This window comes from Streptomyces mayteni (genome assembly GCF_054783955.1).
Genome location: NZ_BAAGPR010000027.1, coordinates 58103 through 78612 on the forward strand (window position 1 = coordinate 58103; position 20510 = coordinate 78612).

Here is a 20510-nt window from a genome sequence, read left to right on the forward strand (position 1 = left end):
TACAGCGAAAAGTCCCTGGGGTATCCCTCGTCTCCGGCCGCTTACCAGCGCCGGATCCCGAGCTGGCGGAGACGACGACGTCGACACCGGACTCGCCCGGGTAGCAACCTTGTTCGTGCAGTTGAACGAAGAGACCCACCGGGATACCACCGGTCAGCTCCCAGTTGACGGTCAAGCCGCGGCCCGTGCGCGACGCCTCCGGTCCTTGGTCATCTCGCCACGAGCGCGTCACAGGGGCCGTCGCGTCAGCGACTGGCCGGTGGGCCGGGGCGGCCGAGACGGACCATGGCGCGGTAGAGGGCGGCGGGTGCGGGGGCGTCGGGCAGTGGGGGAATGTGGGTGTCGGGGGCGGCGTACGAGCGCAGCATGTGGGCGACGAGGCGGCGCCAGGCGTCGGGGGCGTCGTCGCCGGTGGCGTTGACGACACCGGCGTTGGCCATGAGCAGGATGACGAGGTCCTCGCTGGTGAAGTCGTCACGCAGGCGACCGGTCGCCTTAGCGCGGGCGATGACGTCGAGGAAGCCGGTGTAGGCCTCGGCGCGGCGGGTCTCCAGAGCCCTGGCCGCCGGGAAGGTCATGGTCAGGACGTCGGCGAAGCCGCGGTCGGCGGCCTGCATGGCGCAGACGGTGTGGACGTAGCCGGCGAAGCCGCGCCAGGGGTCGGGGGCGGCCAGGGCATCCGCGACAGCCGCGGCGTAGGCGTCCATCCGGTCGGCGAAGACGGCGTTGACGAGTTCCTCCCGCGTGGCGAACCGGCGGGAGAGGGTGGCCTTGCCGACGCCGGCCTCGCGGGCCACGGAGGCCATGGAGACGCCGAGCCCCTCGGCGGCGAACAGGCGGCGGGCGGCGGCCAGGATGCGGTCGCGATTGCGTTCGGCGTCGGCGCGCAGTCCCGTGTCCGCGGAGGAGGTCATGCCCCCACCCTATCTAACTGGAACGGGCGGACCACTTTCTTGTTACGCTGGGCCGCGATGGAAACGGGAAGGCCGTTCCACTTACCGGAAGGTGCTGTCATGCGCGCTGTCACACTGAACGAGGTCCCTTCGGCCCCGACCGTGGCCGAGGTCGAGACCCCCCGCCCGGAGGCCGGCGAGCTGCTGGTGAGGGTGGCCGGCTCGTCGGTGAACGGCTTCGACGCCGCGACGGCGGCCGGCTACCTGAAGGGGATGATGGAGCACAGGTTCCCGCTGGTGGTCGGCAAGGACTTCGCCGGCACCGTCGAGGCGCTCGGTGAGGGCGTGGACGGCTTCGCGGTCGGCGACGCCGTCTTCGGCGTGACGATGAAGCCGTATCTCGGCACCGGGTCGCTGGCCCAGTACGTCACCGTGCCCGCCGCCCACGGCGTCGCCCCCCTCCCGGAGGGCCTGGCCCTCCGGGACGCCGGGGCACTCGGCCTGGCCGGGACCGCCGCCTGGGACAGCCTGGCGGCCGTGGCCCTCACCAAGGACGAGACGGTGCTGGTCTCCGGCGCCACCGGCGGGGTCGGCGCCTTGGCCGTCCAACTCGCGGCCGCCCGCGGCGCCCGCGTGATCGCCACCGCCCGGCCCGGATCCGAGGCCGCCTTCGTCACCGGCCTGACGCCCGCCGGAGTCGACCTGGTCGACTTCACCGGCGACCTGTCCGCCCAGGCCGAGGCCCTCGCCCCGAACGGCGTGGACGCGGTACTCCACCTGGCGGGCGACGGCGGCCAGCTCGCCGGCCTGCTCCGTCCCGGCGGACGGATCGCCTCCCCCCTCGGCCTGACCCCCGACGCCGTCGACAACCCCGACATCACCGTCCACCCGATCATGGCGGACCCGAACGCCCGGACCCTGAGCACGCTGGCGGAGCAGACGGCCTCCGGGGCGCTGCGCGTGCCGGTCACCGCCACCTACCCGCTGGAGCGGGCTCCGGAGGCGTTCGCCGCCTTCGCGGCCGGCACGCTCGGCAAGATCGCCATCACCTGCTCCTGAAACCCACTTCTCGGAAGAGCTGAATCATGCCCACCATCGCCATCGTCGGCGCCGGCCCCGGCATGGGCCTGGCCATCGCCCGCACCTTCGGCAGCCGCGGCTTCGACGTCGCCCTGATCGCCCGCACCAGGCAGAAGCTCGACACCCTGGTCGAGCAGCTGGGCACCGAGGGCGTCACCGCCGCCGCGTTCACCGCCGACGTCCTGGACCGGCACTCGCTGACCGCCGCCCTGGGCGCCGCCACGAGCCACTTCGGCGGCATCGACGTGCTGGAGTACTCCCCGGCCGCACCCACCCCGGGGCCTGGCTTCACCATGGCCAGCCCCTCCGAGACCACGGCCGAGAACCTGCGGCCGCACCTCGAGTACATCTTCTTCGGCGCCGTCGCCGCCGCCCGCGCCGTGCTGCCCGCGATGCGCGAAGCAGGCGCGGGCACCCTGCTGTTCACCTCCGGCGGCGGCTCGGTGGACCCGATCCCGATGCTGGGCAACATCAACCCCGCCGGCGCCGCGCTCCGCAACTGGGTCATCAACCTCGACAAGGAACTGGCCGACACCGACATCCACGCCGCGCACGTCGCGATCGGCGTCTGGATCGGCGACGAGGGCCCCGAGGGCGTCCCCACCGCCACGCCCGAGCAGATCGCCCCCCTCTACTGGGAGCTGCACGAGCGCCGCGACCGCGCCGAGGCCGTGTTCACGGCCTGACCTCCGATATGACGACCTCGTTCGCGGTGGCGAGCAGTTCGGTGCCGCCATCCGCGACGTGGCCGAGGATGACCAGCCCCGTGGCGTAGGGGGCGTCCCGGTAGAAGACCGCGAGATTGCCCCAGGGCGCGTAGTAGGCGAGGTCACCCGCCCGGGGCTCGGCTCCCTCGGGCGCGCCCGAGGTGGACAGACCGGACGGCAGGTCGGCGATCCTCTCGGTCTGGTGGAAGTCGCTGAGGGACAGCGTGAGCGGCAGCTGAGCCGCGAAGTCCCGGGCGGTGGCGCTGTCGTTCAGGGTGGCGTCGAGAGGAGTGCCGTCGACGGTGAGACGGATACGCACGTCGGTCCTGCCTGGGGTGGTGGTCGGTGTGGGATCCGCCGTCGCCCGCTCCTGTGCCGTGGAAGAGGGCGACGCGTCGGTCGTCGGAGCCGGGGAGGAGCCCGCGGCGCAGGCGGTGACACCGAACAGGAGGACGGCGACCGCGCCGGCGCGGGTCAGGGCGGGAGGGCAGTTCGACATCATCACGGGGAGTCCAGGGGATTCGGTCGGGAGGGGCGAAGCCGGTCAGGGAGTGAGGAGGGCCTTGAGGGCGCGGCGCTCGTCCATCGCCCGGTAGCCGTCGGCGACCCGCGCCAGGGGCAGCGTGAGGTCGAGGACCTTGCCGGGGTCGATGCGGCCGTCGAGGACCCGCTGGACGAGGTACCAACCGGTACCCATGACGTCGGAGAGGGTCAGCGGGCTGGGGAGGAGTGCGTCGACGGGACCGCTCGCGATCGAGCCTCACACCCGAGGGCGGGCGCGAGAAGTGGAGGATTCCCTCCCGGGAGGGAAGCATCCTGGGAGGAAACTCTCCCCCCTTCCCCGGCGGCGACCGGTGCCATGCTGGGGAGCATGGCCGGCAACGTCCCCCTCAACGAGCTGGGAGAATTCCTCAGGAAGCGCCGCTCCGAGCTCAGCCCTCGCACCGTCGGGCTGCCGGAGACGGGCGGCCCCCGCCGGGTCGCCGGGCTGCGCCGCGAGGAGGTCGCCCAGCTCGCCTCCATCAGCACCGACTACTACATCCGGCTCGAACAGGGTCGGATGCAGGCATCCGCCCCGGTGCTCGACACCCTGGCCCGGGTCCTCCACCTGGACGACGACCAGCGGGACTACCTCTTCCAGCTCGCCGGCAGGACCACCACCCGCCCCCGGCGCCGGGGGCGGCAGACGGTGCAGCCCCAGCTCCAACGGGTCCTTGACGACCTCACCGCGACCCCCGCCCTGGTCCAGGGCAGGCGCGGCGACATCCTCGCCTGGAACGCGCTGGCCGCCGCGCTGGTCACCGACTTCTCCCGCCTCCCGGAGAAGCACCGCAACTATCCGCGGATCCTCTTCGTGGACCCGGCGATGCGGACGCGGTACGCGGACTGGACGACCTCGGCCAGGACCGCCGTCGCGCAGCTGCGGATGGAGGCCGCCAAGTACCCCGAGGACCCCCGCCTGATCGCGCTCGTCGGCGAGCTCTCGCTGCGCGACAAGCAGTTCGCCCAGTGGTGGGGCGAGCACCAGGTCGCCGCCCGCACCATCGGCACCAAGACCCTCGACCACCCCGTCGTCGGAGAACTCGTCCTCGACTGGGACACCCTCACCGCCAACACCGACCCCGACCAGCACCTGACCGTCTGGACCGCCAGGCCCGGCTCCCCCACCCACGACCGGCTGCGTATCCTCGCCTCCTGGGCCGCCGAACACCACCTGCCCACCTCCGAGAACCTCACCTGAGGGGCCATGGCCTCGACCGGCCCGCTCCGCCGAGCGCTCGTCGGTTCAGCGGAGCCGCAACACGTGCTCCCCGGCGCGAAGCGTCTGCACGCTTCCGTCGGTGTGCACGAACTCCACCTCGACCGGGCTGCGCACCTCGACGTCGCGGCCGTCGACCCGCACCTCGACGAGGCCGGACGGTGACGGCACCGCGCCCGCCAGCCGGCGGAGCCCTCCCGGTCGTGGGGCGATCCGTGCGGTGCGGAAGCCGGGCGATCCCGGTTGGATACCGAGGACGTACGCGACGAGGTCCCGAGCGGGGGTCGCGCTCCAGCCGTGCGCGGGTGTTCCCCATCCCCAGCACTCGCCGAACGTGTCGTATCCGTCGGTGAGGAACGGAGTCCACCTGCGGAGCAGTTCGGGGAGCCGGTCGGCGTGGCCGGCGAGCGCGACCGCGTCGTGGACGGTGTAGCCGAAGAACGGCTGCGCGACGACGATCTGGGATTCGACGTCCCAGTCCGCGGCCAGCGGGCGCAGCGTCTGCTCCCGCATCCTCGCCAGGTCGTAGGAGCCGTCCGCGCGGCCGATCCACGACCGGACCACGAGCCGCTCGGGATCGGTGATCGTGCTCACGATCGCCGACCACCGCTCGCGGGGCGCGAGTCCTGAGACGATCGCCGCCGCACCGGCGGCCTGCGAGGCGGGCAGGCGCGGCTCGCCGTCCACGATGTGATCGAGGTAGACGCCGCGTCGTGCGTCCCAGAAGTCCTCGAACCCCTCGCGCGCCCGTTCGTGGAGCTCCTGTGCCCACCGGGCGCGGCCGTGGTCGCCCAACGCCTCGGCGATCTCGGTGAACTCGCGGAGACCGCGTGCCCACAGGGCGGTCAGGATGGAGCTGCGACCGCTCAGGAAGAGGCTCGCCCAGTCGACGAGGTTCCATTCGGGCACGTCGCCGAGTGTGCCGCGCGCGTCGACGGAGCGGGCGAACCAGCGGAGTATGCCCTCGGCGGTGGAGAGGTGCGCGCGGAGGAACTCCTCGTCGCCCTCGTACCGGTAGAGGTTGTGCAGGCCGTGGATCCAGCTGAGCGACCAGTCGCCGATCGTGAGCCCGCCCCCGCTCTCGATCTCGCCCACCACGCTCATCGGCAGGATCCCGTCGTTCGGGGGCTCTCCGTGATCGCGCCGCGGCACGGGTGGCCACGGCGCGATCGGGGTTCGACGCGAGAAGCCGATACCGGCTCAGCCCTTGAAGACGAGCTCGGCCTGGTCGCGCTTGGCGGTGTGCAACTCCCAGTAGACGGGGGCGACGTCCTCGGCCGCGGCCGTCTTGAGCGTGGGGTCGATGGAGGCACCGCCGAGCGCTACGTCGATGGCGACGTGGGCGGCCTGGATGCCGGTGCCGGCCAGCTCCTTGTGCAGGTTGACCACCCAGTTGCGCAGCGCCGCCGCGGCGGCGTTGACGTTGCCGACCACCGGCAGCGGGTCGAGGGAGCCGGCACCTGTGGTGTAGAGCAGGGTGCCCGCGCCGGCCTCGCGCATCGCGGGCAGCACGGCCTTGGTGGCGGCCATGGCCCCGTAGAGCTGGAACTCGATCTGGTCCTGGATGTGGGAGGGGTCGCTCTCGGCCGGGGTGGCCAGCGCGGTGGATTCGATGGCGAGCGGGGAGTACTCCAGGACGTCGATCCCGCCGAACCGGTCGGCGGCATCCTCGAGGGCCCGGGTGAGCGCGTCGTGGTCGAGCACGCTCGCGGGGAACGCGGCCGCGGTGACGCCCTCGGCGCCGAGCAGCTCGGCGAGCCCGTCGAGCTTGTCGCGGTTGCGGGAGATCAGGGCGACGTCGAAGCCCTGGGAGCCGAAGGTGCGGGCGATGGCCAGGCCCATCTGAGGGCCGGCTCCGACGATGGCGATGCTGGTCACAGCAGTCCTTTCGAAAACCTTGCGGGTGAATGACACGGAGATCGGATAGGCCTCTCCGTTTCGGATTCGGATAGCTCTATCCGGTTCGCCACCGTCCACCGTACCACCGAAAACGGATAGGGCAATCCGATTGCTAGGCTGACCGGCATGACACCCGGCGCCAGGTCCCGCGACACCCCCGGCACGCAGCCGCTGCGCAGCGACGCCGAGCGCAACCGGGGGCGGATCATCGCCGCCGGACGCAAGGTACTCGGCCGCGACGGCCTGAACGCGTCCATGGCGTCCGTGGCCCGCGAGGCGGGAGTGGGGATCGCCACCATCCTCCGCCACTTCCCGGCCAAGGAGGACCTGGTCGCCGCCGTCTTCGCCGACCGGATGGACGCCTACGCCGAGGCGGTCGCCGTCGCCCTGGAGGACCCCGACCCCTGGCACGGATTCGTCGGATACCTGGAGACCGCCTGCGCGATGCAGGCCGCCGACCACGGCTTCGCCGACGTGTTGACCATGACCTTCCCCACCGCCAAGGTCCTGGAGCGGCGCCGCGAAGAGGCGTACGAGGCCATGGTGCGGCTCATCGACCGCGTCAAGGCCACCGGCCGGCTGCGCGCGGACTTCGACCCCTCGGACCTGGTGCTGATCCACATGGCCAACGCCGGCGTCGTCAACGCCACGGGCGACGCCGCCCCCGACGCCTGGCGACGGGTCCTCGCCCTCTTCGTCCAGTCCTTCGAGGCCCCGGCCCGCGGCCCCCTGCCCGCCTCACCCGAACATGACGCCCTCTACCAGGCCATGCTCCGCGCCAGCCCGGCCGGCACCATCACACCGGAACCGGGCAAGACCAGCTGAACCCTCACCGGCCACCACCCGCACGTACCCGGCCCAGGTTCAGGACCCTCGCGTGGTGCGCTACCGCGGCTCGCCGAGGGACGCGAGTTCCTCGGCGGTGAGGGTGAGGTCGAGTGCGCGGAGGGAGTCGCGGATGGTCGAGGGGCGGGAGGCGCCGGGGATCGGGATGACCGTGGGTGAGAGGGACAACTCCCAGGCGAGGCAGACCTGCTGGGGGCTGACGCCGTGCCGCTGCGCGATCGCGTCGAACGCGGCGTGGCGGGCGGCCAGTTCTCCGGCGTGTCCGATGCCGCCGAGGGGCGACCAGGGGAGGAAGGCGATGCCGAGTTCGGCGCACAGGTCCAGTTCGGGGCGGCTGGAGAGGAAGCCGGGTGAGAACTGGTTCTGCACGGAGGCGAGTCGACCGCCGAGGACGTCGTTGGCCTGCCGGATCTGGTCCGGGTCGGCGTTGGAGATGCCGGCCAGGCGGATGACGCCCTCGTCGAGGAGCTCGGCGAGGGCTCCGATGGTCTCCGCGTAGGGGACCTCCGGGTCGGGCCGGTGGTGCTGGTAGAGACCGATGGCCTCGACGCCGAGCCGGGCGGCGGACTGCTTCGCGGCCCGCTTGAGGTGTTCGGGCCGGCCGTCGAGGATCCAGGTGCCGTCCTGGGTGCGCAGGTGGCCGCCCTTGGTGGCGACGAGGATGCCGGAGGTGTCGCCGCCCCACGACGTCAGGGCCCTGGCGATCAGCGACTCGTTGTGGCCGGTCTCGTCGTGTCCCACGGCGTCGGCGCCGAGGTGGTAGGCGTCGGCGGTGTCGATGAGCGTGGCGCCGGCGTCGAGGGCGGCGTGGATCGTGGCGACGGAGCGGTCCTCGTCCGGGCGGCCCTCGACCGACATCGGCATCCCCCCGAGACCGATGGCGCTGACCTGGACATCCCCGATGGTGCGCTGCTGCATCGCTGAGTCACTCCCGTTCGACGTTCGACGTTCGACGTGGACGTTCGGCTGGCGCGCCGGCGGTCCTGGTGCGGACGTCCTGCCACGTTAGCGGCGTGTCCCGTGGCGGCGGGGGGTTCTGAGAGTGCCTCCCGGTCGGGTGCGTCGCGGTGGTTACCTGGGAAACAGCGAGGGCCGAGTCGCCCCGTTTCCCCCGCTCCGGGCCCGCGCCGTCGCACCGCCCGGGGAGCGATCACCGCATTCGTCTATCGAGAAGGACCCCCGATGACAGTCGTACGCGCCTATGCCGCGACCTCCGCGACCGACCCGCTCGTTCCCGGGACGATCGAGCGGCGCGCGGTGGGCCCGAAGGACGTGCTGATCGAGATCGCCTGGGCCGGGATCTGCCACTCCGACATCCACACCGTCCGTGGCGACTGGGGGCCGGTCCAGTACCCCCTCACGGTGGGCCACGAGATCGCCGGCACCGTCGCCCAGGTCGGCTCGGAGGTCACCGGGCACCGGGTCGGCGACCGGGTCGGCGTGGGCTGCATGGTCGACTCGTGCCGCGAGTGCGAGAACTGCCTGGCCGGCCACGAGCAGTACTGCCTGAACGGGTTCACCGACACCTACAACGGCGTCGACCGGGCCGGCGACGTCACCCAGGGCGGCTACTCGACGCAGATCGTCGTCGACGAGCACTTCGTGCTGCGGATCCCCGAGGCGATCCCGTTCGAGAAGGCCGCTCCGCTGCTGTGCGCCGGGATCACGACGTACTCGCCGCTGCGGCGCTGGAACGCCGGCCCTGGCAAGAAGGTCGCCGTCGTCGGGATGGGCGGCCTCGGCCACCTGGCCGTCAAGATCGCCCACGCCCTCGGCGCCGAGGTGACCGTGCTCTCGCAGAGCCTGCGCAAGCGCGACGACGGCCTGCGGTTCGGCGCCGACCACTACCACGCCACCAGCGACCCGGCGACGTTCAAGGAGCTGGCGAACACCTTCGACCTGATCGTGAACACGGTCAGCGCCCCGATCGACCTGGACGCCTACCTGGGCCTGCTGAGGCTGCACGGCACGATCGTGAGCGTCGGGGCCCCGCCCGAGGCCGTCCCGGTGACCCTGTTCACGCTCTTCGACAACCGTCGTTCCTTCGCCGGGTCGAAGATCGGCGGTATCGCCGAGACCCAGGAGATGCTCGACTTCTGCGCCGAGCACGGCATCGCCCCCGAGGTCGAGACCATCCGCGCCGACCAGATCAACGAGGCATGGGAGCGCGTGCTCGCCTCCGACGTCCGCTACCGGTTCGTCATCGACACCAGCACCCTCGGCGAGTAGTCCGGCCCGTCCCCACCGTGGGCCGTGGTGGCGGGAGCACGTGTCCCCCGCCACCGGCGACGTGCTCGCCCGCCTCCACGGCCGTCCCAGAAAGCCACCCATGTCCCACTCCCCTGCCTCCGCCGCCCCGCACGGGCCCCGTCTGCCGTTGATGATCTACGTCCTGGCCGCGGGCACCTTCCTCATGGGGACCACCGAGTTCGTGATCGCCGGCCTCCTCCCCGAGATGGCGGCCAGCTTCGACACCACGGTCGCTCACGCCGGGGTGGCGATCACCGTGTTCGCGGTCGGCATGATCCTCGGCGCCCCCTCCCTGTCGCTGCTCACGCTGCGCCTCCCACGCCGGCTGACCCTGACGCTCGCCCTGGTCGTGTTCGCCGTCGGGCACGTGGTCGTGGCGCTCACCGGCAGCTTCGCCGTGATGCTCGCCGCCCGGTTCCTGACCGCCGTGGCGACCGGCGCGTTCTGGGCGGTCGGATCCATCGCCGCCGCCCAGGCCGCCGGCCCCGCCGCGAGTTCCCGCGCCCTCGGGCTCGTGCTGGGCGGCGCCATGCTCGCCAACGTCCTCGGCGTCCCCCTCGGCTCCTTCAGCGGCCAGCTCATCGGCTGGCGCGGCACCTTCTGGGCGCTTGCCGTCCTGGCCGCCGCCACCGCGGTCGTCGTCGCACGGCTCGTCCCCGCCGAGGGGCCCCGCCGAGGCGTGCCCTCCGTCGGCGCCGAGCTCCGCGTGCTGCGCAGCGGACGCCTGTGGCTCACCCTGGCGACCTGCGCCATGATCACCGGCGGGGTGCTGTCCATCTACAGCTACATCGCCCCGCTGCTGACCGACCGCGCCGGGCTCGCCGGCACGACGATCCCGTTCGCGCTGATGGGCTTCGGGATCGCCGCGCTCGTCGGCAACGTCGTCGGAGGCCGACTCGGCGACACCCGCCCCTACGCGACCTCGCTCGCCACTGCGGGAGCCACCGTTCTGGCGTCGATCGGCGTGTGGGTGTTCTCCACCGAGCCGGTTCCGCTGCTGGTCTCGTTCACCCTGCTGGGTCTGGTCGGCCTGTCGGCGAATCCGATCCTGGTGTCGCTGGCCGTCAGGTTCGGCGGCGACGCCCCCACTCTCGCCGCCGCCATGCCGGCGTCGATCTTCAACCTCGGCACCGCCATCGGCACCGGGATCACCGGGGCCGCCCTCCAGTCGAGCGTGGGAGCCCTCGCTCCGGCCATCGTGGGCACGGTCTTCACCACGCTGATCTTCCTGCCTCTGGGCGCGCTCACCCTGATCGAGCGGCGCGGCCGGTCACGGGTGGTCGCCACCGCCGGGGCCGGGCCGGCGCCGTCCGCGACGGTGCGCAGGTGATCCGTTCGGTTCCCGTGACGCGTGTCAGGGGTGGGGGGTACCGGGAGAACCCCCCACCTCACGGCCTGACGGCTCTACCGTGGCAGACATGAGCACCAAGGACGAGGTGCGGGAGTTCCTGATCTCCCGTCGCGCGAACGTCACCCCCGAGCAGGCGGGCATCCCCGACTTCGGCGGGGAACGACGGGTGCCAGGACTGCGCCGCGAGGAGGTCGCGATGCTCGCCGGTGTCAGCCTCGACTACTACACGAGGCTGGAGCGCGGCAACATTCGCGGCGCCTCGGAGAGCGTGCTCAACGCGATCGCCCGAGCGCTGCGGCTCAACGACACCGAACGCGAGTACCTGTTCGATCTGGCACGCACCGCCCCGGCCACGGCGGCGGCCCGCCGCAAGCAACCGGCCGCCCAGGCCGTGCGCACCTCGGTGCAGCGGGTGCTGGACCACATGACCGTGCCGGCGATCGTGCACAACGCGAACCAGGACCTCGTCGCGGCCAACCTGATGGGCCGGGCTCTGTACGCACCGCAGTTCGACACCGAGGGCACCCCGAACATCGCCAGGTTCGTCTTCCTCGACCCCCGGGCCCGTGAGTACTACGTCGACTGGCCACTGGCCCGCCGCACCACGGCGGCGATGATGCGTCTCGAAGCCGGACGCGATCCGCTCAACACCCAGCTCACCGCGCTCATCGGCGAACTCTCCACCCGCAGCCCGTGCTTCCGCGAGGACTGGGCCGGCCACGACGTCCATGAGCACCGCAACGGCGTGAAGTCCTTCCGGCACCCCGAGGTCGGCCTGATCGAGGTCGCCTTCGACGTCTTCGAGATGCCGGGAGAGGTGGGGCTCCAGATCGTGACCTACAGCGTCCCGCCGGGCACCGACTCCGCCGACAAGTTCGCACTGCTGGCCAGCTGGGCCGCCACCCGGGACGAGGAGCGGCGCCGGCACGACACCACGGGCGCGCCGAATCCGGCGCCAGAGTTCTGACCCGGAAGCACAGGAGCATCATGACCACCATCGCCATCGTCGGCGCGGGCCGGGGCCTCGGCGCCGCCGTCGCCCGCAGGTTCGGGGCCGAGGGCCTTCGACCTCGCGCTGATCTCCCGCAGCCAGGAGCGCCTGGACGCGCTCGCCGCGGACCTGGAGGCCGAGGGCTACGCGGCCCGCGGGTACGCCGCCAGCGTCCGTGATCCCGCATCACTCACCGAGGCACTCGACCGCGCGTCGCGGGAACTCGGGCCGATCGAGGTCCTGGAGTACAGCCCGCTGCCGCAGAAGGAGTTCCTCCGTCCCGTGCTGGAGACCACCCCGGACGACCTCGTCGGCGCCGTGGAGTTCTCCCTCTACGGCCCCGTCACGGCGGTGCACCAGGTGCTCCACGGCATGCGGTCCCTCGGCCACGGGACGATCCTGTTCGTCAACGGCGGCTCCGGGGCCCGGCCGAACCCGAGGGTGGCGGGCACCTCGATCGCGTTCGCCGGACAGGGCGCCTTCGCGAAGATGCTGCACGACACCCTCGCCACGGAGAACATCCACGTCGGCCAGCTCATCATCCCCGGCGCCATCCGCCCCGGGCACCCGACCCACGACCCCGACGTCCTCGCGGCCAGGCTCTGGCACCTGCACACCCACCCGGCGGAGTTCCGCGTCTTCGCCGAAGAGCTCCCACCCGTCTGACCTCCTCCGCGTGACGCGGTCCTGTGTGTCGGCGAGGCCCGAGCCCCGCTGAGCCCCGACAACCGGTTCAGCCGCGGGCAACGACGCCCGCTGTTTCAAGGCGCGGTGTCGAAGGTCATCCTGGCGCATCTCCCCCACCACCGCCTGAAAGCCATCTACGCTCGTCAGGGCGGCGAAATCGAGAATGCCGGGCTGGGCGACACGTGGAGCGCCTTCCGCGCGACCCTGGGTGAGATGAAGAAGAACGGCTACGTCCGACCGACCGTGGGAGAGTTCAACCGTTGAGTGAATCTCAGCGATTCTTTCGCTGATCTTCTTCCTGCTTCATCGACCGCAGCCGACTCCGGAGAGTGAGGTCTTACGTGGTCTCCACGAGGCGTTTCGACTCTCCGGGCAACTTCCCGGCGAGCTGTTTCTCAGAGCGCTTTGAGCATCGCGTCCAGGAGGTTCCCGGCTGCGTTGTGGTCCCGGTCGTGGACGACTCCGCAGCCGGGGCACACCCAGGTCCGGTCAGCCAGGACCAAGGCACGGTTGATCCGGCCGCAGTCCCCGCACGTCTTCGAGGACGGGAACCAGCGGTCGGCCTTCCATACGGTCGCGCCGTACCAGTCGGCCTTGTAGTCGAGCTGGCGGACGAATTCGGCGAACCCGGCGTCGGAGACGGCGCGGGCCAGTCTGCGGTTTTGAACCATGCCCTTGACGTGCAGGGTCTCCACGGCAATGGCCGACTTGGTTCTCGTCAGCCGCGTCGTGGTCTTATGCAGGAAGTCCCGTCGCCGGTCGGCGACACGAAGATGGAGCTGCCCGACACGCTTGCGGGCCTTGGACCTGTTCTTGGAGTCCTCAGCCGAGCGGGCGAGCTTGCGGTTGGCGCGTTTGAGAGCACGCTGTGCGGCCTTGAGCGGCTTCGGGGCCTGGATCTCCTCGGTGGTGCCGTCGCTGTTCTTGATGACGGCGAAGGTCTTCAAGCCCAGATCGATACCGCACACTGGGGCGTCGGTATCCACCCGGTGGTGTTTGTTGATGTCATCCCGGTCAACTTCGATCTGGAAGGAGATCCACCAGCGTCTGGCCTGCTCACGCACCGTGCTGCCGAGTATCCGAGCGGAACCGTTCTCCATGCGATCGGTGAGCCAGGACATGTCCTCACCCGCCGCCACGTCTCCGATCGCGGGCAGGCGCACCGTGCGTGCGTCACGAGGCTTAGCGCGGTCGGCGTCGTAGCGGAAGCGGGAACCGTGCTTGCGCTTACGCCACTTCGGGAACCCGAGCCGGGCGCCCTTGCGCTCGCCCTTGAAGGACTTGAGGTAGTGGGAGAACCCGGCCGCACGCACCCGGCACGCTTCCTTCGGCACACGGGAGGACATCCCGTTCTCCACGAACCACGGGTAGCGCTCAGGATGAGCGGCGCGCCACTCCTTCTCCAGAGCGGGAGCGGACCACGGCACCTTCGTCAGGTCCTCACCGGTCATGCCGTAGGTCTCCTCGGCCTTGCGTTGCGCGTACTTCTTGAGAACGGTCTGAAGGCAGAAGTTCTCCACCGCCCGTGACAGGCCGCAATGACGCCCCATGAGGACGGCCTGCTCGGCGGTCGGGGCGAGTTCGAAGCGAAGTCCCTGCTTATGGCTCATTCGGCGTCCTCCGCTGCTGCGGCGAGCGCCTTCCGCGCCCGGTTCTTCGCGGCCCGCTTGCCATACAGGCGGGCGCAGAACGATGTGAGCACGTCCGTCATGTCGCGCACCAGATCGTCAGGGACTTCGCCTTCGTCGACGACGCGTACGGTACGGCCCTGCGCCGACAGTGCGGCCTCGATGTACTCCACGCCGAACCGGGCGAGCCGGTCACGGTGTTCGACCACGATCACGGAAACGTCCGGGTCGGCAAGTAGCCGCTTGAGCTTCGGACGAGCACCGTTGAGTGCCGAACCAACCTCGGATACAACCCTGGCGACGGTCAGCTTGTTGCCAGTGGCCCACTGTGTGAGTCGGGCCACCTGCCGATCAAGGTCCGGCTTCTGGTCGACTGAGGAGACCCGTGCGTACAGCGCGACAGCACCGCCCGCACGGTCACCCTCGGCGAGAACGAGATACCGGCCCGTCGGTGTCTTCACCACCGGAACAGGCATCTTGCCCTCATGCGCCCACTTCCAGGCGGTCTGATAATGAACGCCCTGAATACGCGCCCAATCACTGAGCCTCACACGGAGATCATAACAGAGGAAGACTGAACAACACTGATGAATCAAGCACCAGCTTCCACCCCCGGTGTCTACAGCGTCGCGGCCCCCATTCTCACCGATCAGAAGACCGCCCTGGGTAGCGTGGGTGTCGCCTGGGACGAGAACGAGCGGCGCGACGTCGAGGTCCAGCACGCGGTGCTCGCGGTCAAACAGGCGGCGACGACCATATCGGAACGTCTGCTGGAGCAGCAGCGCGACTGACGTGCCCGAAGGCGCGGGATGGCCGGAGCCCGCCCAGCGCCGTGCGCCTCACCCCAAGGTGTTCCTCGACGCCGTGAGGTTCCCCCTCACGACCTCACACCGCCGGGAGAGGTCGCCGCTTTCGGCGACGCGCTGGAACGCGTAGGCGCTCGGTTTCGGCTCGCGGCGGAAACCCGCGGCGCGGTCCACGGCGATGAGGCCGAACTCGGGCCGATAGCCCTCGGCCCACTCGAAGTTGACGAAGGCGGACCAGCGGAGGCACCCGCGTGCGGCGATCCCGTCGCCGATGAGGCGCGACCCTGCGCCCGGCTGCCGAGACAGAGAAACTTTCCGGCTTTCAGAGCGAAACATGGACGCACGGACATTGACGCGCCCACGGCATGCACACATCATCATGGGAGCGCTCCCAGAACAGGGGGGCTCGGCTGCGAGGGGAGCGCGCGGCCGCCCATGGGGACGCCGGAGGGGCCCGCAGGCCACGTTCACCGGGAAGGGGCGCAGGTCATGTCGCTCGCACATCGTCCGCTCACGCGGACCAGAACCGTCCGGGGGCTCGCCATCGGACTGGCGTCCGTGCTGGCCGCCGCTGGCCTGGTCGCGGCCCAGACACCGGCGGCGGCCGATCCGGCCGAGGAACAGGTCGTCGACGTCTCGGTCAACGCGACGCTTGGGCTCGGGACGATCGACGAGGCGGCGTTCGGGGTCAACACCGCGATCTGGGACGCGCACATGAACGATCCCGAGGTCGTGACCCTGATGAGCGATGCCGGGATCGGTGCGATGCGCTATCCGGGCGGCTCCTACGGCGACATCTACCACTGGGAGGACCACACCGCGCCCGGCGGCTACGTGGCGCCGAACACCGAGTTCGACACCTTCATGGGCACGGTGCGAGCCAGCGGCGGCCAGCCGATCATCATCGCGAACTACGGCACCGGGACCCCCGAAGAGGCCGCGGCATGGGTCCGCTACGCCAACATCACCCGCGGCTACGAGGCCAGGTACTGGGAGATCGGCAACGAGGTGTACGGCAACGGCCATTACGGGGGCGGCTGGGAGGAGGACGATCACCCTGACAAGAGCCCGAGCGAGTACGCGCGTAACGTCCTCGCCTACGCCGAGGCGATGCGGGCGGTCGACCCGACCATCGAGATCGGTGCCGTGCTGACCACGCCGGGCGACTGGCCGGACGGCATCGTCGGCCCCGGCGACTCAGCCGACTGGAACCACACCGTACTGTCCATGGTCGCCGACACCGTCGACTTCGTCATCGTGCACTCCTACCCGGGCGGGGCCAGCGCCGACGAGGCCCTGGACCGGGTCGCCCGGCTGCCGGGCCAACTACGCGAGGTGCGCCGGCAGATCGACCGCTACGCCGGGGAGCGCTCCGCCGAGATCGGCATCGCGCTGACCGAGGTCAACTCCAACGTCCAGCAGAACAGCCGGCCCAACGGCCTCTTCGCCGCCGACGCCTACATGACGGCCCTGGAGAACGGGGTCTTCAACGTCGACTGGTGGAACACCCACAACGGCCCGACCCAGATCAACTGGGTCGACGGCGAGATCGACTTCAACGACGCCGGTCTCCTCTCCAGCGGCGGCTGCGTCGAGGACGTCTGCCAGCCGCCGCTCCACACGCCGTTCCACCCCTACTACGGCCTCAAGTCCCTCACCACGCTCGGCGGTCCCGGCGACACCATGGTGGCCTCGACGTCCAGCAGCGACCAGGTATCGGTCCACGCCGTGCATCGGGCCGACGGCGACGTGAGCGTCATGCTGATCAACAAGAACCCCGACCAGTCCTATCCGGTGGACATCGACTACGCGGGCTTCTCCGCCGACTCCCAGCCCCCGGTCGTCCACCGGTACGCCCGGGGCGACACCGACGTCACCCCGGTTCCTGCCCCGGAGGACGGCTCCCACGTCCTGCCGCCCTACTCGATCACCACCGTGACCGTCTCCCCGGCCCCGGGCAACGCGTCCGTCAGCGCCCCCGGCAGGCCGGAGGCCACCGCCGTGGACAGCGCCACGGCCACCGTGAGCTGGCCGGCCAGCACCCTCGGCACGCCAGTGCGCTACGAGGTCTACGAACGGCTCGGCGCCAACGCCCAGTTGCTGGCGACCTCGACCTCCACCTCCGCGACCCTGCGCAACCTGCCCCCGGGTAGCGAGCACACCGTCAACGTTCTGGCGCGAGACGCCGACGGCCGACTCTCCCGCCCCTCCGAGCCGCTGACCTTCACCACCACCTCACCACGGGACAGCACCTGCCTGGTGGCCTACCGCCTGGACGGCAACTGGAGCAACGGCTTCGTCGCCTCGATCACCGTCTCCAACCTCGGCGACACCCAGATCGACGGATGGAGCCTGGACTTCACCTGGCCCTCCGCCGGCCAGTCCGTCCAGAGCGCCTGGAACGCCCAGGTCACCAGCGATGGACGGCGGGTCCACGCCACCGACAACGGCCAGAACGCGATCCTCGCGCCCGGCGGCGGCTCCTCCGCCACCTTCGGCCTCGTCGGCGCCAACGAGGGGGCCAACCCCACTCCCACCAGCTTCACCCTCAACGGCACGGTCTGCCGGACCGCCTGAAGCTGACGCTTCCTCCTGGATCTACCGGTTGACCGCGTAGCCGTACTGCTCGGGCCAGGACGGCCGGTCACCGAGCTCGGCCGCGGCGCGGTGGGCCCAGTAGGGCTCGCGCAGCAGCTGCCGGCCGAGCAGCACCGCGTCCGCCTGGCCGGCGGCGAGGATCTCCTCGGCCTGCGCGGGCTCGCGGACCAGGCCCACGGCCCCGGTGGGCAGCCCCACCTCGGCGCGGACCCGGGCGGCGAACGGCACCTGGTAGCCGGGCGCGGTGGGGACCTTGGCATCGGGCACCATGCCGCCGCTCGACACGTCGAGCAGGTCGACCCCGTGCGCCTGGAGCTCCTTGGCCAGGCGCACGGTGTCGTCCCCGGTCCAGCCCTCGCGGTCGTCGCCCGGGTGCTCGCTCAGCCAGTCGGTGGCCGAGGTACGGAAGAAGACCGGCAGCTCGTCCGGCCAGACCGCGCGCACCGCGTCCACCACCTGGAGCGGGAACCGCAGCCGGCTCTCGAAACCGCCGCCGTAGGCGTCGGCGCGGTGGTTGGCGACCGGCGAGAGGAAGGAGTTGATCAGGTAGCCGTGGGCGCCGTGCACCTCGACCACCTGGAAGCCGGCGGCCAGGGCCCGCTCGGCGGCCTCGGCGAAGTCGCGCACCAGCCGCTGGATCTCCGGCTCGGTGAGCTCCCCGGGCGCCGGCCGGTCGCCGAAGGGCACCGCGCTCGGCGCCACCGTGGGCCAGCCGCCGGCCGACTCCGGCACGTGTCCGCCGCCCAGCCAGGGCCGCTCGCTCGAACCCTTTCGCCCGGCGTGGGCAAGCTGGATCGCCGGTACCGCGCCGCGCTCCCCGACGGCCTCGGCGATCCGGGCGAGCGCCGCCTGCTGACGGTCGTTCCACAGCCCGAGGTCGTAGGGGCTGATCCGGCCGTCGGGACGCACTCCGGTGGCCTCCACCATCACGAGACCGGCGCCGCCGGCGGCCCGGCTCGCCAGATGCGCCAGGTGGAAGTCACTGGGCACCCCGGTCTCCGGCCCCTCGCCGGCGGCCGAGTACATGCACATCGGGGACATCCACACGCGGTTGGGGATCGTCAGCGACCGCAGCGTGAGGGGCGTGAACAGCTGGCTCATGAAGTTTCCTCTGGGTGGCGTGGCACGAACCGACAGTCAGTACGATAGCCCTCGTAGTACGAGATTTGTCAAACTACCGAGGTCGGGAGCGGGGCCGGCGCCACCGCGGGCCACACACGACGCCGCCCCGGCTCGGGTGGGCCGAGCCGAGGCGGCGGGTGGGATCAGCGGGGGTCAGTCGGCGCCGAACTCCATCGCGGCGCGGTCGAGCAGCTGGTCGTCGCCCGAGGCCGTGCCGTCCGAGGCGATCGCCCCGGCGGCGCCCTGCGGCATCGCGCCGATCAGCCCGGTGGCGGCCGCCTGCGCGGCGCCGATCAGCGCCGGCTGGGTGCTGCCGACCATGCCGAGCCCGGCGTACTGCTCCAGCTTGGCGCGGGAGTCGGCGATGTCGAGGTTGCGCATGGTCAGCTGGCCGATCCGGTCCAGCGGGCCGAAGGCCGCGTCCTCGGTGCGCTCCATGGACAGCTTGTCCGGGTGGTAGCTGAACGCCGGCCCCGTGGTGTCCAGGATCGAGTAGTCCTCGCCGCGGCGCAGCCGCAGGGTGACCTCGCCGGTGACGGCGGTGCCGACCCAGCGCTGGAGCGACTCGCGCAGCATCAGCGCCTGCGGGTCGAGCCAGCGACCCTCGTACATCAGCCGGCCGAGCCGCCGGCCTTCGGCGTGGTAGGCGGCCAGCGTGTCCTCGTTGTGGATCGCGTTGACCAGCCGCTCGTAGGCCGCGTGCAGCAGCGCCATGCCGGGGGCCTCGTAGATGCCCCGGCTCTTGGCCTCGATGATCCGGTTCTCGATCTGGTCCGACATGCCGAGGCCGTGCCGGCCGCCGATGGCGTTGGCCTCGAGCACCAGGTCGACGGCGGAGGCGAACTCCTTGCCGTTGATGGTCACCGGCCGGCCCTGCTCGAAGCCGATCGTGACGTCCTCGGCCGCTATGTCGACGGACGGGTCCCAGAACCGCACGCCCATGATCGGGTCGACCAGCTCGACGCCCGCGTCCAGGTGCTCCAACGCCTTGGCCTCGTGGGTGGCGCCCCAGATGTTGGCGTCCGTCGAGTACGCCTTCTCCACGCTGTCCCGGTAGGGCAGACCGTGGGTCAGCAGCCACTCCGACATCTCCTTGCGGCCACCGAGCTCGCCGACGAAGTCGGCGTCCAGCCACGGCTTGTAGATCCGCAGCGACGGGTTGGCGAGCAGGCCGTAGCGGTAGAACCGCTCGATGTCGTTGCCCTTGAAGGTGGAGCCGTCACCCCAGATCTGCACGTCGTCCTCGAGCATCGCGCGCACCAGCAGCGTGCCGGTGACCGCCCGCCCGAGCGGGGTGGTGTTGAAGTAGGCCCGACCGCCGGACCGGATGTGGAACGCGCCGCACGCGAGCGCCGCGAGCCCCTCCTCGACGAGGGCCGCCCGACAGTCGACCAGCCGGGCGACCTCCGCGCCGTACGCCGTGGCCCGCCCCGGCACCGAGGCGATGTCGGGCTCGTCGTACTGGCCGATGTCGGCGGTGTACGTGCAGGGCACGGCGCCCTTGTCGCGCATCCAGGCGACCGCTACCGAGGTGTCGAGCCCGCCGGAGAAGGCGATCCCGACGCGCTCGCCGACAGGCAGGGAGGTGAGCACTTTGGACATGGCGTAAGTATGCACATCCTCGAATGAACATGCAAACGTGCGATCGACCGACCCTCGGCGCGCGCCGCCCCGGGGGACGCGGGCGGCGGGGCGCGGCATCGCCGCGCGAGGCGGGGCGCGCTTCGCGCGGGGCCCGGACCGGCCGGCCAGGCGGCATCGCCGCCTCGGGCCGCCGGGCGCGGCTTCGCCGCGCGAAGGCTCGGGCCTGGCCGGCCCGGCCGGGGCCCCCGCGCGCAGCGCGAGAAAGGGCCGGCCGGTGCGCGGGCCCTTTCTCGCGCTCCGCGCGGGGTG

General features: G+C 71.3%; 21 protein-coding genes and 1 pseudogene. 11 read left to right on the plus strand and 11 right to left on the minus strand.

The genetic code is table 11. The features are described 5' to 3' along the window. Nucleotides 1-245 precede the first annotated feature (245 nt). A complete protein-coding gene (locus tag ACYVPE_RS15180; RefSeq protein ID WP_461034097.1) occupies nt 246-914 on the minus strand; it encodes a TetR/AcrR family transcriptional regulator in 669 nt (222 codons plus the stop codon). 99 nt (nt 915-1013) lie between these two features. On the opposite strand from ACYVPE_RS15180, the gene ACYVPE_RS15185 reads away from it, so the two are divergent. Then, nucleotides 1014-1952: an NADP-dependent oxidoreductase gene (locus ACYVPE_RS15185; RefSeq protein ID WP_461034098.1), complete on the plus strand. Its 939-nt coding sequence runs from the start codon at nt 1014-1016 to the stop codon at nt 1950-1952. A 26-nt stretch (nt 1953-1978) separates the two neighbouring features. Next, nucleotides 1979-2659, plus strand: coding sequence for an SDR family NAD(P)-dependent oxidoreductase (locus tag ACYVPE_RS15190; RefSeq protein ID WP_461034099.1), 681 nt, complete (start codon nt 1979-1981; stop codon nt 2657-2659). Here the strand turns inward: ACYVPE_RS15190 and ACYVPE_RS15195 are convergent. Beyond that, nucleotides 2649-3182, minus strand: a complete 534-nt coding sequence (locus ACYVPE_RS15195; RefSeq protein WP_461034100.1) for a cyclophilin-like fold protein — start codon at nt 3180-3182, stop codon at nt 2649-2651. The two genes, ACYVPE_RS15190 and ACYVPE_RS15195, sit on opposite strands and share 11 nt — an antisense overlap. Before the next feature lie 42 nt (nt 3183-3224). Beyond that, nucleotides 3225-3359, minus strand: a pseudogene (locus ACYVPE_RS15200) (IMP dehydrogenase); the annotation flags it as partial. A gap of 180 nt (nt 3360-3539) precedes the next feature. Between ACYVPE_RS15200 and ACYVPE_RS15205 the strand changes: the two are divergent. Further along, nucleotides 3540-4421 (plus strand): helix-turn-helix domain-containing protein, encoded by an 882-nt coding sequence (locus tag ACYVPE_RS15205; RefSeq protein WP_461034101.1) that lies wholly within the window; start codon nt 3540-3542, stop codon nt 4419-4421. A 45-nt stretch (nt 4422-4466) separates the two neighbouring features. Here ACYVPE_RS15205 and ACYVPE_RS15210 read toward each other — a convergent pair whose 3' ends face one another. Continuing rightward, nucleotides 4467-5543, minus strand: a complete 1077-nt coding sequence (locus ACYVPE_RS15210) for an alpha-L-rhamnosidase-related protein (protein WP_461034102.1) — start codon at nt 5541-5543, stop codon at nt 4467-4469. Between the two features lie 96 nt (nt 5544-5639). Then, the gene (locus ACYVPE_RS15215; RefSeq protein ID WP_461034103.1) at nt 5640-6317 is read right to left on the minus strand and encodes an SDR family NAD(P)-dependent oxidoreductase; all 678 of its coding nucleotides are present in this window, start codon (nt 6315-6317) and stop codon (nt 5640-5642) included. Between the two features lie 147 nt (nt 6318-6464). Between ACYVPE_RS15215 and ACYVPE_RS15220 the strand changes: the two genes are divergently transcribed. Further along, on the plus strand, nt 6465-7163 hold the full coding sequence (locus ACYVPE_RS15220; RefSeq protein ID WP_461034104.1) for a TetR/AcrR family transcriptional regulator: 699 nt from the start codon (nt 6465-6467) through the stop codon (nt 7161-7163). A 60-nt stretch (nt 7164-7223) separates the two neighbouring features. On the opposite strand, the gene ACYVPE_RS15225 is transcribed toward ACYVPE_RS15220, so the two are convergent. Next, nucleotides 7224-8102, minus strand: coding sequence for an aldo/keto reductase (locus ACYVPE_RS15225; protein WP_461034105.1), 879 nt, complete (start codon nt 8100-8102; stop codon nt 7224-7226). A 264-nt stretch (nt 8103-8366) separates the two neighbouring features. Here ACYVPE_RS15225 and ACYVPE_RS15230 point away from each other — a divergent pair, with 264 nt between their 5' ends. From ACYVPE_RS15230 to ACYVPE_RS15250, 5 genes are all read left to right on the plus strand, one after another. Continuing rightward, a complete protein-coding gene (locus ACYVPE_RS15230) occupies nt 8367-9413 on the plus strand; it encodes an NAD(P)-dependent alcohol dehydrogenase (RefSeq protein WP_461034106.1) in 1047 nt (348 codons plus the stop codon). Between the two features lie 100 nt (nt 9414-9513). Further along, a complete protein-coding gene (locus ACYVPE_RS15235; protein ID WP_461034107.1) occupies nt 9514-10764 on the plus strand; it encodes an MFS transporter in 1251 nt (416 codons plus the stop codon). Nucleotides 10765-10852: 88 nt separating this feature from the next. Beyond that, nucleotides 10853-11752, plus strand: a complete 900-nt coding sequence (locus ACYVPE_RS15240) for a helix-turn-helix transcriptional regulator (protein ID WP_461034108.1) — start codon at nt 10853-10855, stop codon at nt 11750-11752. A 153-nt stretch (nt 11753-11905) separates the two neighbouring features. Further along, the gene (locus ACYVPE_RS15245) at nt 11906-12442 is read left to right on the plus strand and encodes an SDR family NAD(P)-dependent oxidoreductase (RefSeq protein WP_461034119.1); all 537 of its coding nucleotides are present in this window, start codon (nt 11906-11908) and stop codon (nt 12440-12442) included. 105 nt (nt 12443-12547) lie between these two features. After that, nucleotides 12548-12727, plus strand: coding sequence for a hypothetical protein (locus ACYVPE_RS15250; RefSeq protein ID WP_461034109.1), 180 nt, complete (start codon nt 12548-12550; stop codon nt 12725-12727). Between the two features lie 131 nt (nt 12728-12858). Here ACYVPE_RS15250 and ACYVPE_RS15255 read toward each other — a convergent pair whose 3' ends face one another. Both ACYVPE_RS15255 and ACYVPE_RS15260 read right to left on the minus strand, forming a co-directional pair. Next, nucleotides 12859-14073, minus strand: a complete 1215-nt coding sequence (locus ACYVPE_RS15255) for an RNA-guided endonuclease InsQ/TnpB family protein (protein WP_461034110.1) — start codon at nt 14071-14073, stop codon at nt 12859-12861. Continuing rightward, entirely contained in the window at nt 14070-14642 is a 573-nt protein-coding gene (locus ACYVPE_RS15260) for an IS607 family transposase (RefSeq protein WP_461034111.1), read from the minus strand. Before ACYVPE_RS15260 ends, ACYVPE_RS15255 begins: the two co-directional genes overlap by 4 nt. Before the next feature lie 36 nt (nt 14643-14678). Here ACYVPE_RS15260 and ACYVPE_RS15265 point away from each other — a divergent pair, with 36 nt between their 5' ends. Further along, nucleotides 14679-14882 carry a hypothetical protein gene (locus tag ACYVPE_RS15265; RefSeq protein ID WP_461034112.1) on the plus strand — a complete coding sequence of 68 codons (204 nt, stop codon included), beginning with the start codon at nt 14679-14681 and terminating at the stop codon, nt 14880-14882. A gap of 48 nt (nt 14883-14930) precedes the next feature. Here the strand turns inward: ACYVPE_RS15265 and ACYVPE_RS15270 are convergent, their stop codons facing one another. Next, on the minus strand, nt 14931-15401 hold the full coding sequence (locus tag ACYVPE_RS15270) for a family 1 glycosylhydrolase (RefSeq protein ID WP_461034113.1): 471 nt from the start codon (nt 15399-15401) through the stop codon (nt 14931-14933). Here ACYVPE_RS15270 and ACYVPE_RS15275 point away from each other — a divergent pair. Further along, the gene (locus tag ACYVPE_RS15275; protein WP_461034114.1) at nt 15387-17474 is read left to right on the plus strand and encodes a cellulose binding domain-containing protein; all 2088 of its coding nucleotides are present in this window, start codon (nt 15387-15389) and stop codon (nt 17472-17474) included. The two genes, ACYVPE_RS15270 and ACYVPE_RS15275, sit on opposite strands and share 15 nt — an antisense overlap. A gap of 21 nt (nt 17475-17495) precedes the next feature. Here ACYVPE_RS15275 and ACYVPE_RS15280 read toward each other — a convergent pair whose 3' ends face one another. Both ACYVPE_RS15280 and argG read right to left on the minus strand, forming a co-directional pair. After that, nucleotides 17496-18596 carry an NADH:flavin oxidoreductase/NADH oxidase gene (locus ACYVPE_RS15280; protein ID WP_461034115.1) on the minus strand — a complete coding sequence of 367 codons (1101 nt, stop codon included), beginning with the start codon at nt 18594-18596 and terminating at the stop codon, nt 17496-17498. A gap of 174 nt (nt 18597-18770) precedes the next feature. Then, entirely contained in the window at nt 18771-20219 is a 1449-nt protein-coding gene (gene argG, locus ACYVPE_RS15285) for an argininosuccinate synthase (protein ID WP_461034116.1), read from the minus strand. Nucleotides 20220-20510: the final 291 nt, after the last annotated feature.

What these genes read in the sequence shown, in the direction of transcription:
- ACYVPE_RS15180 (WP_461034097.1), bottom strand. Translation starts at nt 914, where the DNA reads ATGACCTCCTCCGCGGACACGGGACTGCGCGCCGACGCCGAACGCAAT.
- ACYVPE_RS15185 (WP_461034098.1), top strand. Translation starts at nt 1,014, where the DNA reads ATGCGCGCTGTCACACTGAACGAGGTCCCTTCGGCCCCGACCGTGGCC.
- ACYVPE_RS15190 (WP_461034099.1), top strand. Translation starts at nt 1,979, where the DNA reads ATGCCCACCATCGCCATCGTCGGCGCCGGCCCCGGCATGGGCCTGGCC.
- ACYVPE_RS15195 (WP_461034100.1), bottom strand. Translation starts at nt 3,182, where the DNA reads ATGATGTCGAACTGCCCTCCCGCCCTGACCCGCGCCGGCGCGGTCGCC.
- ACYVPE_RS15205 (WP_461034101.1), top strand. Translation starts at nt 3,540, where the DNA reads ATGCTGGGGAGCATGGCCGGCAACGTCCCCCTCAACGAGCTGGGAGAA.
- ACYVPE_RS15210 (WP_461034102.1), bottom strand. Translation starts at nt 5,543, where the DNA reads ATGAGCGTGGTGGGCGAGATCGAGAGCGGGGGCGGGCTCACGATCGGC.
- ACYVPE_RS15220 (WP_461034104.1), top strand. Translation starts at nt 6,465, where the DNA reads ATGACACCCGGCGCCAGGTCCCGCGACACCCCCGGCACGCAGCCGCTG.
- ACYVPE_RS15225 (WP_461034105.1), bottom strand. Translation starts at nt 8,102, where the DNA reads ATGCAGCAGCGCACCATCGGGGATGTCCAGGTCAGCGCCATCGGTCTC.
- ACYVPE_RS15230 (WP_461034106.1), top strand. Translation starts at nt 8,367, where the DNA reads ATGACAGTCGTACGCGCCTATGCCGCGACCTCCGCGACCGACCCGCTC.
- ACYVPE_RS15235 (WP_461034107.1), top strand. Translation starts at nt 9,514, where the DNA reads ATGTCCCACTCCCCTGCCTCCGCCGCCCCGCACGGGCCCCGTCTGCCG.
- ACYVPE_RS15240 (WP_461034108.1), top strand. Translation starts at nt 10,853, where the DNA reads ATGAGCACCAAGGACGAGGTGCGGGAGTTCCTGATCTCCCGTCGCGCG.
- ACYVPE_RS15255 (WP_461034110.1), bottom strand. Translation starts at nt 14,073, where the DNA reads ATGAGCCATAAGCAGGGACTTCGCTTCGAACTCGCCCCGACCGCCGAG.
- ACYVPE_RS15265 (WP_461034112.1), top strand. Translation starts at nt 14,679, where the DNA reads ATGAATCAAGCACCAGCTTCCACCCCCGGTGTCTACAGCGTCGCGGCC.
- ACYVPE_RS15275 (WP_461034114.1), top strand. Translation starts at nt 15,387, where the DNA reads ATGTCGCTCGCACATCGTCCGCTCACGCGGACCAGAACCGTCCGGGGG.
- ACYVPE_RS15270 (WP_461034113.1), bottom strand. Translation starts at nt 15,401, where the DNA reads ATGTGCGAGCGACATGACCTGCGCCCCTTCCCGGTGAACGTGGCCTGC.
- ACYVPE_RS15280 (WP_461034115.1), bottom strand. Translation starts at nt 18,596, where the DNA reads ATGAGCCAGCTGTTCACGCCCCTCACGCTGCGGTCGCTGACGATCCCC.
- argG (WP_461034116.1), bottom strand. Translation starts at nt 20,219, where the DNA reads ATGTCCAAAGTGCTCACCTCCCTGCCTGTCGGCGAGCGCGTCGGGATC.